Source organism: Maribacter hydrothermalis (assembly GCF_001913155.1).
Classification (GTDB): domain Bacteria; phylum Bacteroidota; class Bacteroidia; order Flavobacteriales; family Flavobacteriaceae; genus Maribacter; species Maribacter hydrothermalis.
Genome location: NZ_CP018760.1, coordinates 470,020 through 486,678, shown reverse-complemented (window position 1 = coordinate 486,678; position 16,659 = coordinate 470,020). Strand labels below are relative to the sequence as shown.

Genomic DNA, 16,659 nt, shown 5'->3' with positions numbered 1-16,659 from the left:
ATTAATAATCAATTAAATGAGTTGCTAGACCTTTGGAGTATTAATCCCCAAAATCTAGTAACATGAACAATTCAATTAAAATAAGCCTTTTGCTTGCTTGCATGGCGACCATGGGCTATGGCCAAGATTTGGCCTACAATGAAAATTCTGCAAGTTTTAATGAAAGAAAGATTTCTGAATTATCCAGCCGTGCAGAAAATTACAATAAACTTAAGACACTTGGTTTTACTGACGTAGAAATCTTTGAAGATTTAGGTAATGCCAATTTCCTGACTAAAAAATATGCAAATGCATTATACTGGTATGGGAAGCTTATGGAAATTTCTGAAGATGGGACATTAAAGAAAAGCTACCAAAAAAGATTTGACCATGCCGTTTCGCAATTAGGTAAAGAAGTTCAGAACGAAATTGCGGATGAGAATTGGACAGAATTAGTACAAGATGATTATAAAATGACACAAACTGTCATACCATCAAAACTAACATCTAATAACAGAAGCAAGTTTTTACCATGGGACAAACAAGATACAAAAGAAAATTTTGCATCAAATAGTCTTAGTGAGCCCAATTCTACTGGTGAGTATGCACCACCAGTAGCATTAACTAATGGTGGTAATACAGCTTACTATAGTAAAACAACATATCGTAAGCCAGTTACCGGAATGTTCTCTAAAAAGAAGGAGATACACAAGATTTATAAAGCCGATAAAGTTGGTGGCGAGTGGAAAAAACTTACGGAACTCATGGTATGTCCAAGTGATTTTTCTGCTAAGCACCCGGCAGTTTCGCCAGATGGCAGGCGATTGTTTTTTGCATCGAACATGCCAGGTACGTTTGGTGAATATGATATATATGTTGCCACTATTCAAAATAACGGAATGTTAGGTGAGGCCAAGAACTTAGGTGAAAAAGTAAACACGGCAAAGAATGATGTGCACCCAAATCCTATTTCGAATGGTAGCTTGGTTTTCGCATCGGACGGTAGAGAAGGTTACGGCGGCTTAGATGTCTATATGGTTGAGCTTGGTCAGCGTAGTGTTGGTCTTGCGGTGAATATGGGCAATACCATTAACAGTTCTTATGATGAGTACTCGGTAAATCTTTTACAGGGCGATGGTTCGGGCTATGTCGTATCAAATAGAATTGCAAAAGGCAAAAGAGCCCAAAATGTAGCTTTCAATTTAAGCGATAAACCCATAAATGAAAAGAATAGGGATGACCGCTTTTTAGAAGCCTTTAACTCAGATAAGCGAACACAGTATTCTAGTTCTGTATTTGAAGATGAATAACCACCCATTATTCGATTCCCCCAATTCATAGACAATATCAATTTTAATCGTAAAAATCAATCGTTATGGAAAGTCCGTATAAAATCAATAGTTTCCTTATTGCTTTATTCTTATTGGCTCTTGTCCAAACAATAAAAGGTCAAGAAACCAATGCAAACTTAGGATCAAGTAGTACCTACCACAATCAGTTATTCTTTAATAGGTTTTTTATAAACCCAACGTTCTCTTTGGTACGTGAGAACAAATCATATTTAAATATTCTACATAGAAATCAATATGCAACCTTCGATGATAATAGTCAAAACTATTTTTTAGGTTTCAGCAATAAATTAAATGACCATACCGCTGTTGGTATAGGGGTTTACAGTCAATGGTCTGGTGTGGTTCAAGAATTTGGATTCAATGCCAACTACGCATCTGCAGTAAGGTTAGGAGAGAAATCTGTGTTAACATTTGGTACCAACGTTACTTACTTTAATCAAGGTTTGGATAAGAATAGAATTGTTGTCAGTGAAGATGATCCAGAAATTGCAGATGCAAGAAAAGAAAGTAAAATTGCCGTACAACCTGGTATCAACCTATCTTTAGGGAGCTTTGATTTCGGTTTGTATGCAGAAGACCTATTAAAATACAATCAAACAACGAACGAATTTTTAACCGATCTATCTACCAAGAGTGTAAAGGCGTCGGTACAGTATACCCATTCATTTGAGCATTCAAGAGGTCTTTTTGAAAATGCTCGGTTAATGCCAATGGCACAAATAGGGCAAAACTTAGATGGTAGCCTATATTACTTTGGTTCTCTATTATTAGACCTACCAAACTACGGATGGTTACAAACTACGGTAGATGAAGAATACGGAGTAGCAGCTGGTGTAGGTTTTAATTTAAGCGAGAAAATGTCTTTGGGATATTTAATGGAGAAAGACTTATCAAATGATGAAGCAAACCTAGGATGGAATCATGAAATAACCTTGGCATATAAGTTTAAAGATGATGATTTGGCTATCTCAGTTGCAGATAATTCTTCTGATAATCAAATAGATAACATTGTACGTAACTATGAAGAACAGATAGCACACTTAATTGAAGAACGTGATAGCGCTAGAAAGTCGGGTCGTAAAAGACAAGAAGCAACAACAAATGCCGCTTCATCATTAGAAAGTAGTTTAGCCTATGAGAATAAAATTATTTTAGATGAATTGATCCTACGTCAAGATTCAATAGAAACTGAAAGAATAGCTGCATTTGAAGAACGATTTGAATTAATTGTAAGAATGTTACGTAATGATATCGATACAACGATCAAGAGCTCTTTACAAGACTTTAGTGTAGAAGAGAATACCGCTTATGCATCTAATGATTTAAAAGATGATGCAATGGACTTTATAACAGAACCAGTAGATAAAGATGATGCAATGGACTTTATAACAGAACCAGTAGATGCATTTGCAACGGCATCAGCGTCAAAAGCAGTAACAACTACAACTTCTTCAAGAAGGGCGAATTTTAAAGAATTACCATCTACAAGAGATAACTTTAAACAAATGCCTGTAAAGATGTTGGTAGATTCAGATGTTATAAACATGAACTCTGGTTATTATGTAATTGCAAATGTATATAGCCAAACTAAATATATGAATGCATTTATGAAAGAGCTTAAAGAAAAAGGGTTAGACCCAAAACAATTCTACAATAAAGAAAACGGTCTGTATTATGTGTACTTGGCAGACTATGATTATAAGAATGATGCACAAATGGCAGCAAGTACAGATTTAAATGGAAAATACAATCAAGAGAAATGGATTATGCAGGTAAACGAAACTACAGCAACAGCATCCAATACTTTTGAAGATGATGATATAAGTAGAGAATAATGATGTAAAAATCTGTCACGATCTATGATTTTATGGTTGATTTGAATTGTCAATAAAGGAGGGGTGTTGTCCGGGGGGATAACTTGGTCCCCTCCTTTTTTTTGTTTTTTTTAAATAAATTCCTGGTAATTAACATAAGGTTAACAATCGATGAACTACGCAATATTTTAATAAAAAGCTGTATTTGAACGAAAAATCTGATGTTTTTATCGGCTTTATTGCATTAATATATATATTTCTTGCACCAAGTTGATTTTAAATAAATGTTTAACCCAAAATCCCCCCACTATTATGACAAATTTTTACCTACTAAATTTTTGTTTCAATTCTAGTTTTAGAGTAAGAAGAAACCTCATTATTCCAAAGTTTTACGAATGCCTTAATAACCCAAATTTACATCATTGGCAACTATAGCTTAGTGATTTATATTTGTAACTAAATTAGGACGTAGAATTTATAAGAAATTCCATTTTTTTACTTGTACACATGTACTTATAGTATACACTATAGGCTTATAAAATACTGTCCACAGTTTAGTTGTTAGAGGGCTATTTTCAGTTCTAAAAAAAGGTATAACTAACGTCTAATATTGTTCCATTATTGGAGTAGTATTGGCAAAACTATGGAAATTATGAACAATTCACGCATTCGCATTATAGTATTGGAAAAAGACAAATCATTACATTCGGTTTATAAAAATCATTTTGAGGACTTAGAAGGATATGAGCTTGTGGGCAGTTATACAACCGCATATGAAGCACTTAAGGATTTTAAATATAGCAAACCCAATATTGTTCTTTCAGAAATTGAATTAAAAGATATGAATGGCATAGATTCAATAAGGTTATTTAGAAAGAAAGATTGGGGCGTAAAGGTTATTATGTTCAGTGAAATAAATGATTTTGATGTTATTAAAAACTCTTTTAAAAAAGGGGCAAATGGCTATTTAACCAAACCGCTGACATTAGATAAATTGGATTATGCATTACGTAGTATGGAGAAGGATGGTGCTGCAATGAGCAATGATATTGTGAAAAAGATTATTACTAATTTCCATAAAAAGACCTTTGATTTTTTCTCAGAACGGGAGAATCAAATTGTTGATTTTTTATGCCAAGGTGCCACTTATAAAATGATTGCTCAAAAGTTATTTGTAACACCCAGCGCCGTTAATTTTCATATTCAGAATATCTATTTAAAATTAGATGTAAATTCCAAATCAGAGGCACTTTCGAAATTAGAGCAGCTTCAAAATCAATTAGAGGAGTATTAAATTAACATTTTTAAACTTATGAATTTAAAGGTATTACGAAAACCTTTTCGAAAAATATATATAAATAAAAAGTAAGTTAAATATTTAATAATCAGTTATTTAAATATTGATTAGTTAAAATGGGTTGTTTTGTAATATTCCGTTTACTATAAATTTTCGTTGAGTGAATGTAGATTAAAACACTTTGTAAGTATTTTTGGTTTAACTTATTACAGCAAACCAATTTATACTATTTATGTACCATTTAGGATTAGATATCGGAAGTTCATCTATAAAGATCGCTTTGGTAAATGCTTTAACAGGAAAAAGTGTTGGGGTAGTTACAGAACCAGAGACTGAAATGTCAATGGAGGCTTTGAAAAATGGCTGGGCAGAACAAAGTCCCGAAGATTGGTGGAACTACGTTTGTAGTGGTATCGAGAAGTTATGTGTACGGGAAAATATTAATAAGAAAGATATATCCGGTATAGGTATATCTTATCAAATGCACGGTCTAGTACTTATTGATAAAGAAGGGAAACCTTTAAGAAAATCTATCATTTGGTGCGACAGTAGGGCAGTGGGCATCGGTCAAACAGCCTATGAAGAAATAGGTGCACAAACCTGTGATACCCATCTACTGAATTCACCATCGAACTTTACGGCATCTAAGCTAAAATGGGTGAAAGAAAATGAGCCTGAAATCTACGCGAAGATTTATAAAATGATGCTTCCAGGGGATTATATTGCCTTTAAATTATCTGGTGTAGTGAACACTACGGTATCAGGTTTATCAGAGGGTATTTTATGGGATTTTAAAAAAGATAGCATAGCCAATTTGGTTTTGGAACATTATGGATTGGAAAAAGAAATGATTCCAGATATTGTAGATACGTTTTCAGTACAATCTAAGGTAAATGAAAAAGGTGCGGCCGAAAGCGGACTTTCCATAGATACGCCAATACTATATAGGGCAGGAGATCAGCCAAATAATGCATTGACTCTAAATGTTTTTAATCCTGGTGAGGTAGCGGCAACCGGTGGTACATCTGGTGTGGTTTATGCCGTAACCAATAACCTTTCGGTAAAAGAAAGCTCACGTGTAAATAACTTTGCACATGTAAATTATTCGCCAGGAAAGCCAGCTAGAATTGGTAAGCTGCTTTGTATTAATGGAGCAGGGATTCAATACAGATGGTTGTTAAATAACTTAGACGTCGCTTCTTATGATGAAATGAATACATTGGCAGATGAGGTTCAAGTTGGTTCGGAAGGAGTAACAATGATTCCGTTTGGAAACGGAGCCGAAAGAATGTTGCAGAGTAAAGAAGTGGGTACAAGAATTGTAAACCTTAGCTTAAATAATCATGGTAAGGGGCATATGTGTCGCGCAGCATTAGAAGGTATTGCTTTTTCTTTTGTATACGGAATGGAAATTATGGAGTCCGATGGAATAAAAGTGAATGTTATGCGTGCCGGTAACGATAACCTGTTTCGTTCAGAAATTTTCTCTAACACTGTGGCAACATTAATAGGTTACGATATTGAAATTTATAATACTACTGGAGCTATAGGTGCAGCAAGGGCAGCCAATCTACATAAAGGAGATTTCGAAGCTTTCGGTAAGGCAATTTTAGATAATGATTACGTAATGACTTTTAGTCCGAAGAAAGATAAAACAGCATACCAAGAAGCTTATGCAACTTGGAAAAAAGAATTAGAATTGATATTGAACAACTTATAAATTCAACATAATGGCAAACAAGGAATATTTTAAAGGAATAGACAAAATTAAATTTGAGGGCAAAGAATCTGATAATCCGCTAGCTTTTAAATACTACAATCCAGATCAAGTTGTTGCGGGTAAAACCATGAAGGAGCACTTTAAGTTTTCAACGGCATACTGGCATACCTTCTGTGGACAAGGTTCAGATCCATTTGGTCCAGGAACACAGAGTTTTGAATGGGATAAATCATCTGATGCCGTACAAGCGGCAAAAGATAAGGCAGATGCTGCTTTTGAGTTTTTCGATAAAATAGGGTTTGACTACTACTGTTTTCATGATTTCGATTTAATTCAAGAAGCACCAACCTTTGCAGAATCTGAAAAAAGATTGGCAACGATTACAGATTACTTAAAAGAGAAGCAAAAAGAATCTGGTAAGAAATTACTTTGGGGTACGGCTAACTGTTTCTCAAACCCAAGATACATGAACGGTGCTTCTACTAATCCAGATTTTAATGTATTGGCAAGAGCAGGTGGTCAAATTAAATTGGCGTTGGATGCCACTATTGCCCTAGGTGGTGAAAACTATGTTTTCTGGGGAGGTAGAGAAGGGTATATGTCTTTATTGAATACCGATTTAGGTCGCGAGGTAGATCACATGGGTCAGTTTTTGACTATGGCTAGAGATTATGCACGTAGCCAAGGGTTTAAAGGAAACTTCTTTATAGAGCCTAAACCAATGGAGCCAATGAAACATCAGTACGATTTTGATTGCGCTACAGCAATTGGGTTCTTAAAAGAATACGGTTTAGAGAACGATTTTAAAATGAATATAGAGGTGAACCACGCAACATTGGCACAACATACTTTTCAGCATGAAATTGCTGTAGCGGCAAAAGCAGGTATGTTGGGCAGTATGGATGCAAACCGTGGGGATTACCAAAACGGTTGGGATACCGATCAGTTCCCTAACAACATTCAAGAAACTACAGAAGCCATGTTAGTTTTCTTGGCTGCTGGCGGATTACAAGGAGGCGGAGTGAATTTTGACGCTAAAATAAGAAGAAATAGTACGGATTTAGAGGATGTGTTCCACGCGCATATTGGTGGTGCAGATACATTTGCAAGGGCATTGATCACTGCAGATAAAATTATGGAATCATCTTCGTATAATAAGTTACGTGAAAGCAGATACAGTTCTTTTGATTCTGGTAAAGGAAAAGATTTTGAAAACGGTAAGTTAGATATGAAAGACCTTTACAATATCGCTAAAGAAAATGGTGAGTTGGAATTACAGAGTGGTAAGCAAGAATTGTTTGAGAACATCATCAATCAATACATATAAATCTTTTAGCCTTTTAAGCGTCATAACGCAGTAGCTTTTTAGGTATTAGCATTTATTAAATAGGAATCAATATGTCCCTAGGTCTTACCTTAGGGACATATTGCTTTTTACGAATAATTTAAATGTCAATTTAAATCTGTTCTTTTGCAGTATAAATTATGAAAAAAGTAACCTTAAAGGATATTGCAGGGCATTTTGGTGTTTCTATCTCTACCGTTTCTAAAGCGATAAATGATAGTCACGAAATCAGCAATGACCTTAAGTTAAAGATTCAGGCATACGCAAAAGAAAAGCATTATAAGCCAAACAGGTTAGCACTTAATTTGTTGAATAAAAGTACCAAGACCATTGGCGTAGTTGTGCCTAATATTTTAAACTATTTTTTTGTTCAGGTTTTATATGGTATTGAAAAGGTAGCCAATGAAAATGGTTATAATATTATAAGTTGTATTAGTAATGAATCTAGTGCCAAAGAAACCAAAACACTTGAATTTTTTGATGCTGGTACAGTAGACGGAGTCATAATGTCGTTGGCAGAAGAAAGTCAAAATGAGGATAAACATGAGGCATTAATAGATATTATAAATAATGATATCCCTGTAGTGCTTTTTGATAGGGTTTCCGATGCAGTACAATGTGATAAAGTTGTTGTTGATGATTTTGAAGCCGGTTATAAAATAACCAAACACTTAATACATATTGGCTGTAAAAATATAGCTGTAGTTAACCCAATAGCAAGTTCTAGTGTGGGTAAATTAAGAATATTAGGGTATAAAAAAGCACTCGAAGAATTTGAAGTTGAGTTCGACCCTAAATTAATTATTAACCTTACTGTAAAGGATGATTTGGATTTATTAATGTCCTTTTTGCTGAATTATAAAACGATAGAAGGAATTATAGGAATAGATGAGTTAATTGCAGTACAAGTTTTAGAAGTGGTGAAGGCTAGAGGATATAATGTGCCAAACGATATATCAATTATTGGTTTTACCAATGGTCAATTATCTAAATATGTAACGCCTTCTTTAACTATGGTTAGTCAGCATGGTAAGTATATTGGTGAACAAACAGCTACGCTATTGATAAACCGAATTAAATCACCAGGACAGCCCTACGAAACCAAAACGGTAAAAACCAGTTTACTGGTAAGAGATTCCACTAAGAAACTTCAATAATCTACACAGATTCTGGGGTGGGGTGTTCCCAGTCACCTCGATAACTCCTTTTTAACAGCGCCGTTGCTTCCGGGTCGTTTAAAACCGTTCTGCTTTGCGGGTCATATATTAAGGGTCTTTTTAAATCCATAGACAAATTTGCTAAAATACAACTAGCTGTGGAAATGTGTCCTTCTTCAATATCGGCAACAGGTTTGGTTCCATCTTTTATAGCATTTAAAAAATCTATCATATGTCTTCTTGTGGCCGGGGCCGCATGTAATTCTATGTCTTTTTCGGTTACATCTTCAGGATATTTTTCACGTTCATAAACCACATCAAAACGTATAGGTTCTTTACCATTCAGGGGAACAAATTCGGCCTTCATAACATCCCCTTTTAAAACACCATTAGATCCGTAAATTTTAAAGGACCAGGGGTAATTTGGATCTGCTGGGTTGCCCCATGTTCTATGCTGCCAGTTACAGTTAAGTCCGTCATACTCGAAGACCGCAGATTGTGTGTCCGCTATGTTCGATTTACCGTCTTTCTGTACAAAAATTCCACCTTCAGAGCTAATGCGCTTTGGCCAGCCTAAATCTAACATCCATCTAACTGTATCCAGCATATGTACACACATATCTCCAGTAATTCCGTTTCCATACTCCCTAAAAGTTCGCCACCATCTTCTATGGGGCAAACCGTCATAGGCTCTCATCGGAGCAGGGCCAGTCCACATTTCATAATCTAAAAAATCGGGTACTTCTTGTAATGGAGGATTATCGTTTGCACGCATATGGTAATAGCAAGCCATATCTACATGGCCAATGGTACCAAGCAAACCCGTATCTATAATTTGTTTTTTAACATCAATTAAGTGCGGTGTACTCTTACGTTGGGTACCAACTTGTACAGTTCTGTTATATTTGACAGCAGCGGCAACCATGGCCTCACCTTCAATAACATCTACACTAATAGGTTTTTGTACATATACATGTGCCCCGGATTTTAAGGCATCTATACACATTAAGGCATGCCAATGGTCTGGGGTACCAATAATTACAATATCTAAATTGTCACTTTTCAACATATCCCTATAGTCCGAAAACAATTTTGGTTTTTTTCCATTTTTCTGACGTTGAGCTACTAGATCTGCAGTATTATTCAAATAATTAGAATCTACATCACAAAGAGAAACAACTTCAACATTTGCCACTTGTATAAGTCTCATTAGATCGCTTGTGCCATACCACCCAGTACCTATTAACCCCACTTTTTTGGGTTTTTCATCGGCAAAAAATTCAAATCCATAGGTGCTAAACGATGTTAGTAATAAAGATGCCGAAGCAGTTTTAATAAAATTTCTTCGTTTTATATGAGGTGATGAATTAGACATGTCGATTTGATTTTTAATTGTTTAGGTTTAAGAGCAATTGATAAGTCAATATAACAATAACTTTAAAAATAATGTTGATTGTTTATGAATTTGTTAGTGTAATACATAATTAGGTATATTTAAATTAAAAATAGTAACAATTCTATGAAATTCCGTTTTATAATACTACTGTTCTCTACTATTGTAACCACAGTTGCCAAGGCTGAAATTACGTTGCCAAATATATTTGCTGATGAAATGGTTTTACAGCGCGAAACCGAAGTTTTATTATATGGCTGGGCGCGCCCTAATGAGGAAATTACTGTGTTTACCAGTTGGGATAATGCTACAATGGAGCTAAAAGCTGGTAATAATGCCAAATGGGAAATAAAAGTTGCAACACCCAAAGCAGGTGGTCCATATGAAATACGATTTAAAGGTGATAATGAAATTGTATTAAAGAATGTGATGATTGGTGAGGTTTGGCTTTGCTCAGGACAAAGCAATATGGAATGGAGTGCAAATAGTAAAATTGATAATCGAGATTTTGAAGTTGAAAATGCAAACTATCCCAATATCCGATTATTTACTGTAGCAAAAAGAACAGCAAATTACCCTCTAGAGGATGTCGCAGGATCATGGGCAGTTTGCACTCCAGAAACTATGCAAGACTTTAGTGCCGTGGCCTATTTTTTTGCAAGAAAAGTTCAAAAAGAGCTTAATATTCCTATTGGATTAATCGATTCGTCATGGGGAGCTTCTTGTGCAGAAGTTTGGACACCAGCGTCTGTTTTTGAAACACATCCGGAACTGGTTACAGCTCATGAACTTATAGAACCAAATCAATGGGTAACAATTGAAAAATCTACGCTCTATAATGCAATGATAGCTCCGTTGACTAATTTTAAAATTGGAGGAGTATTGTGGTATCAAGGAGAATCAAATACCGCTAATGCGGAGACTTACCATCAGATTTTTACGAAAATGATATCTTCTTGGAGGGAGAAATGGAATAATGATTTTCCATTTTATTTTGTACAAATAGCTCCATTTAAATATGGAAGACCAAATGAAGGTGGTATTGTTCGTGATCAACAACGTAGGACATTAACCCTTAAAAATACAGGAATGGCAATGACAAGTGATATTAGTACCGTAGAAGATATACACCCACAAAACAAACAAGATGTTGGTTTACGTTTGGCGAATATTGCCCTAAAGCAGCATTTTAACCTATTACCAGACCAAGAAGTATATGGTCCTTTGTTTGAAAGTGCTATGCAAGAAGGTAATGAAATAAAAGTTTCGTTTAGTCATGCCCAAGGATTGTATAGTAAAGACAAAAAAAATTCTTTTTTCGAAATTTCTAATACGGATGGTAAATGGTTTACGGCTAAAGCCAAACTAAAAAATGGTTTCATTTTTGTTAGCTCCAAGGAAGTTCAAAACCCTATAGATGTAAGGTATGCGTGGAAAAGTACGGATATTGGTAATTTGTATAATGGAGCAGGGCTACCTGCTTCCACTTTTACCAGTGAGCGAAAATTAAAGAGGCTGGAGAACGAATGACCTTTAAAAAGTTACGCCCGTCCAATAACCAAGGTTATTCAGCTAAAAACACAGGTATTTTTTTTAATAAATAGTTAAATTGTAATCAATAATTAATTTCAAATTATGCAGATAAAAGAATCCTCAGAAATCTTTGATGTTATCATCGTAGGTTCGGGAGCAGGTGGTGGTATGGCTACCAAGCAGTTGGCAGATGCTGGTTTAAATGTAGCTGTTGTAGAAGCGGGTCCGTTTTTTGATCCAGCAGACCCAAAAACCATGACACAATTAAAACAACCGTACGATTCACCACGAAGAGGTGCAGGCACTACTCGCGCATTTGGAGAATGGGATATGTCTTGGGGAGATTGGGAAGTAGAGGGCGAGCCATATACCCATGCTGAAGGAACTGAATTTAAATGGTGGCGTGCAAGAATGTTAGGAGGGCGAACCAATCACTGGGGGCGTATTTCTTTACGTTTTGGACCTAAAGATTTTAAAGGAAAAACACGTGACGGCCATGGAGATGATTGGCCAATAGGATATGAAGATGTAAAACCATATTATGATAAATTAGATAAATTAATTGGTGTATTTGGTACAAATGAAGGTAGGGAAAATGATCCCGACGGATTCTTTCTTCCTCCGCCTAAACCAAGATTACACGAGTTATTTTATATCAACGGAGCAAAGAAATCTAATATTCCCGTTATTCCAGGTAGACTTTCAATGTTGACCAAAAGAATTAATGAGGATCGTGGTGTTTGTTTCTATTGTGGGCAATGTGGAAGATCTTGTCAAATATATGCCGATTTCTCGGCAGGTAGCTGTTTAATTTTTCCTGCGCAAAAGAGTGGTGGGCAAGTAAAACTATTTGTCAATGCCATGGTACGTGAAATTACCACAAACGAAGAAGGAAAAGCAACAGGCGTATCGTACATAAACAAAGAAGATAGAAAAGAATATAAGCTGAGAGGTAAAGTAGTTGTACTAGCTGCATCTGCTTGTAGTTCGGCACGTATACTTTTAAACTCTAAGAGTAAGCAACACCCTAACGGATTAGGAAATAGCAGTAATCTTGTAGGTAGATATTTACATGATTCTACCGGAGCTAGTGCGGCAGGAATTGTTCCTGGTTTAATGAATAGAAAAACTTCGTATAATGAAGATGGTGTTGGTGGAATGCACGTATACTCACCTTGGTGGGGCGATAACTCCAAACTAAATTTCCCAAGAGGTTATCATATTGAGGTTTGGGGAGGTATGGGGCAACCGAATTATGGATTTGGTTGGGATCCTAATGCCATGAATAAATACTTTGGATTAAAATCTGGTGGGTATGGTGATAGCTTACGAGATGATGTCAAAAAATACTACGGTTCGGTAGTAGGTTTTGGAGGTCGTGGAGAAGGTTTGGCGAATATTGATAACTATTGTGAAATAGACCCAACAACAGTAGACCAATTTGGTATTCCTGTTTTAAAGTTTAATTATAAATGGTCGCAATATGAAAAGAATCAGGCAAAACATATGCAAGATACGTTTGAGGAAATTATTCATAACATGGGTGGTCATTATTTAGGTGAAAAACCAGGTAAGGATAAAGATTACGGTTTGCATAAACCAGGCGAAATTATTCATGAAGTAGGAACTACTAGAATGGGTGATGATCCTAAGACATCCGTGACCAACAAGTTTCAGCAATTACACGATGTTAATAATGTCTTTATAGTAGATGCTGGCGTTTTTGTATCACAAGCGGATAAGAACTGTACCTGGACAATTATGGCCCTTTCTTGGAGAGCATCAGATTATATAATAGAACAACTAAAGTCTCAAAATATTTAGAAGATGGATAGAAGAAAGAGTTTACAAACTTTAATACTCGGTGGTGCTGCCGCAGGTACTGGGCTGGTCTTCAATTCCTGTAAGACTGAAAGTGGTGAATCAATAGACGAAACCATTGCAACAAGTAGTGACAAGTTTTTTGGAAGAACTCCGGCGGAACTGGAGCGCATAGAGAAATTGAATGCTGAACAATTGTTTAACGAGCATGAAATGGAAACTATTGCAGCTTTAAGTGTGGTGATACTACCTCCAAAAGAGCCACATGGTGGTCCAATAGAGGCGGAAGTTCCGGCACTGGTAGAATTTATGGGTAAAGATATTCCAGAAATGGCTCCTACACTTTTAGGAGGCTTAATGTGGTTAGATCATAAAAGTAATACTGAATTTGGTACCGAATTTAAGTCTGCTACCTTAGAGCAGAAAAAACAAATTTGTGATGAAATTTGCTGGCATGATACCGAAAAACCGTTAAGTGAGCAACCATTGGAAATTCAGTTTTTCTATACCATGCGTGGCTTAACCGTTACGGGTTACTATACTTCTAAAGTTGGTATTGCAGATTTAGGATATAAAGGGAATTCACCAAATGTATGGGACGGTGTACCGCAAGATGTACTTGACCAACACGGTGTTTCCTATGACCCGGAGTGGATAGCAAAATGTGTGGACCAAAGTCAGCGTAATGTTATGGCGGAATGGGATGAAGAAGGAAATTTACTTACGTAAAAGACAATATAATGATAAAAAAAATAATGATTTCCGCTATTCTTTTGGGTAGTGGTCTTTTAACTCAGGCTCAAGAAGTAGGCTTGCAATTGTATAGCCTTAGAAATCAATTTAAGGTGGATGTATCAAACACTTTAGGATTGATCAATGAATGGGGAATAACTAAAATTGAAGGCGGGGATACTTATGATATGCCACTGGAAGATTTTAAAATCTTGCTGAACGATTATGACTTAGAAATCGTAAGTGTAGGTGCTGGGTTTGACGATTTGGAAAATGATGTTGTCAAAGTTATTAAGAATGCCAAAGATTTTGGAGCTAAGTATGTCATGTGTGCCTGGGTACCGCATGATGATAACAAATGGGATTTGGAAGAAACTAAACATGCCACGGAAGTTTTTAATAAAGCGGGGAAAATTTTAAAGAAGAACGGACTCGTTTTAGCATACCATCCTCACGGATATGAGTTTAGACCATATAAAAATGGTACGTTGTTTGACTATATGGCACAAAATGCATCAGATTTTACTTTTGAGTTAGATGTATTTTGGGCACAACATGGTGGTGCTGATCCTTTAGCTTTAATGAAAAAATATCCAAAGAAATTTACGCTCCTACATTTAAAGGATATGCAAAAGGGAATTGAAGGAAACAATACCGGTCATGAAGAAGATGATACCAATGTTGTGTTAGGAACAGGACAAATAGATATTGCCGGTGTAGTTGCTGAAGCCAAAAAATTAGGTATAGAATATATGTTTATAGAAGATGAGTCTACCAATGTAGTTACACAAGTTCCAAAGAGTTTAGTGTATTTAAAAAGTTTAAAGTAAACCAACAACCACCTTTAATAGTAAACCTCCTGTTTTTAATTAAATAGGAGGTTTTTTCTTTATATTTAATGGTATGAAATATCTTCTTTCATTACTAATAATTACAGTATTTATTTCGTGTCAAAATCAGTCTACAATGGTTGCCGAATCAACCGCGCCTAATATTGTTTGGTTGGTGGCGGAAGACCAATCTCCAGATTGGTTTCCTATGTATGGGGATTCTATACAGTCACTTCCTTATCTACAATCCTTATCTGCAGACGGAGTAGTGTTTACAAATGCCGTTTCTCCCGTAGCGGTTTGTGCACCTGCCCGCAGTGCAATTATTACAGGTATGTATCCATCAACATTGGGCACGCATAATATGCGTACCTATAATGCCTATGCAAACGGTGAAAATGAGCCTTCTATTAATATACCTAGTTATTCACCAATAGTTCCTGATGGAGTAAAAATGTTTACGGAATATTTAAGGAAAAAAGGGTACTACACATCGAACGGACCAAAGGAAGATTATAATTTTGAAAAGACGGATGCTGCATGGGATGACTCAAGCAATGATCACAATTGGAGAAATCGTTCCGTGAATCAACCTTTTTTTAGTGTGTTCAATTTTTCGGTATGTCATGAATCTCAAGTATGGGCAAGAAGTAGAGATTCACTTTTTGTACATTCTGCAGATATAAAAGTCCCGCCATATTTTCCAGATACACCAACTGTACGGCATGATCTAGCAGTAAACTATAGTAACCTGAAAAGATTGGATAATCAAATAGGAAAAATAATAGAACAATTGAAATATGACGGATTGTACAACGATACCTATATTTTCTTTTATGGGGATCATGGCGGTCCGTTTCCAAGGTATAAAAGAGCTTTATATGATACAGGCATAAAAGTTCCTATGGTAATTAAATTCCCAAAAAATAAGAATGCAGGTAGTACAGATGATAGACTATTCAATTTTATAGATTTAGCCCCCACGGTGCTTTCTTTAGCAGGTATAGAACCACCAAAAGTTATGCAAGGTATTGCGCAGTTTGGGGAGTTTGAGAATAAGAAAAAACCACAGATAAGTTATCATACGTCTGATAGGTTTGATGAATTATATGACCGATTACGAGCTGTTAGGACAACCCGTTTTAAATATATAAGGAATTATAATACCGATATCAGTAGAGCTTTGCCTGTTGCCTACAGAAAGCAAATGGGTATGATGCAAGAATTACGTCAGTTAGATAGTTTAAATCAATTGGACGAATTCTCATCAATTTGGATACAGCCTACCAAACCGGAAGAGGAGTTTTATGATTTAGTAAATGATCCAGAAGAATTACACAATTTAGCTTTAAATACCTTATACAAAGATTCGCTGAACCATTTTAGGGAATTACTTGAAAAATTGATTAAGGACACTAAAGATCTTGGTGAAATTAATGAGAGAACATTAATTGATAATTGGTTAGTACATGGTAAACAACCAAAACTAGAAAATCTTGAAGTTACCAAAACAAAAAAGGGTTTAGAATTAATACATCCAAATCCCAATACAACCATAGTATGGCGTATACTGAATGATTCTATCTGGAATATATATTCAGAAATACTACCCATAAATTCTCATTTTGAAGCAAAGGCAGAACGTATTGGCTATCAAGATAGTGAGGTGTTGGTTTGGGATTGAAA

12 protein-coding genes are annotated in these 16,659 nt (G+C 35.7%); 11 read left to right on the top strand and 1 reads right to left on the bottom strand.

The window, feature by feature from the left end; translation table 11 throughout:
- The first annotated feature begins 62 nt into the window (after positions 1–62).
- The 6 genes from BTR34_RS02215 to BTR34_RS02190 all read left to right on the top strand — a co-directional run bounded on the left by BTR34_RS02215 (position 63) and on the right by BTR34_RS02190 (position 8,664).
- On the top strand, positions 63–1,289 hold the full coding sequence (locus tag BTR34_RS02215) for a TolB family protein (RefSeq protein ID WP_068486682.1): 1,227 nt from the start codon (positions 63–65) through the stop codon (positions 1,287–1,289).
- 65 nt (positions 1,290–1,354) lie between these two features.
- Positions 1,355–3,166, top strand: a complete 1,812-nt coding sequence (locus BTR34_RS02210) for a PorP/SprF family type IX secretion system membrane protein (protein ID WP_068486685.1) — start codon at positions 1,355–1,357, stop codon at positions 3,164–3,166.
- Positions 3,167–3,797: 631 nt separating this feature from the next.
- A complete protein-coding gene (locus tag BTR34_RS02205; protein WP_068486722.1) occupies positions 3,798–4,439 on the top strand; it encodes a response regulator transcription factor in 642 nt (213 codons plus the stop codon).
- A gap of 235 nt (positions 4,440–4,674) precedes the next feature.
- Positions 4,675–6,162 (top strand): xylulokinase, encoded by a 1,488-nt coding sequence (locus BTR34_RS02200; protein WP_068486687.1) that lies wholly within the window; start codon positions 4,675–4,677, stop codon positions 6,160–6,162.
- A gap of 10 nt (positions 6,163–6,172) precedes the next feature.
- On the top strand, positions 6,173–7,489 hold the full coding sequence (gene xylA / locus BTR34_RS02195) for a xylose isomerase (protein ID WP_068486689.1): 1,317 nt from the start codon (positions 6,173–6,175) through the stop codon (positions 7,487–7,489).
- A gap of 158 nt (positions 7,490–7,647) precedes the next feature.
- A complete protein-coding gene (locus BTR34_RS02190) occupies positions 7,648–8,664 on the top strand; it encodes a LacI family DNA-binding transcriptional regulator (protein WP_068486691.1) in 1,017 nt (338 codons plus the stop codon).
- A 1-nt stretch (position 8,665) separates the two neighbouring features.
- Here BTR34_RS02190 and BTR34_RS02185 read toward each other — a convergent pair whose 3' ends face one another.
- Positions 8,666–10,039 carry a Gfo/Idh/MocA family protein gene (locus BTR34_RS02185; RefSeq protein ID WP_157483954.1) on the bottom strand — a complete coding sequence of 458 codons (1,374 nt, stop codon included), beginning with the start codon at positions 10,037–10,039 and terminating at the stop codon, positions 8,666–8,668.
- Positions 10,040–10,183: 144 nt separating this feature from the next.
- Between BTR34_RS02185 and BTR34_RS02180 the strand changes: the two genes are divergently transcribed.
- The 5 genes from BTR34_RS02180 to BTR34_RS02160 all read left to right on the top strand — a co-directional run bounded on the left by BTR34_RS02180 (position 10,184) and on the right by BTR34_RS02160 (position 16,657).
- Complete coding sequence (locus tag BTR34_RS02180; RefSeq protein WP_068486694.1) at positions 10,184–11,587, top strand: sialate O-acetylesterase; 1,404 nt, start codon at positions 10,184–10,186, stop codon at positions 11,585–11,587.
- A 105-nt stretch (positions 11,588–11,692) separates the two neighbouring features.
- Positions 11,693–13,414, top strand: coding sequence for a GMC family oxidoreductase (locus BTR34_RS02175; protein ID WP_068486696.1), 1,722 nt, complete (start codon positions 11,693–11,695; stop codon positions 13,412–13,414).
- Positions 13,415–13,417: 3 nt separating this feature from the next.
- Positions 13,418–14,140, top strand: coding sequence for a gluconate 2-dehydrogenase subunit 3 family protein (locus BTR34_RS02170; RefSeq protein WP_068486698.1), 723 nt, complete (start codon positions 13,418–13,420; stop codon positions 14,138–14,140).
- An 11-nt stretch (positions 14,141–14,151) separates the two neighbouring features.
- Positions 14,152–14,973 (top strand): sugar phosphate isomerase/epimerase family protein, encoded by an 822-nt coding sequence (locus tag BTR34_RS02165; protein WP_068486700.1) that lies wholly within the window; start codon positions 14,152–14,154, stop codon positions 14,971–14,973.
- 73 nt (positions 14,974–15,046) lie between these two features.
- Positions 15,047–16,657 (top strand): sulfatase family protein, encoded by a 1,611-nt coding sequence (locus BTR34_RS02160; RefSeq protein ID WP_068486702.1) that lies wholly within the window; start codon positions 15,047–15,049, stop codon positions 16,655–16,657.
- Positions 16,658–16,659: the final 2 nt, after the last annotated feature.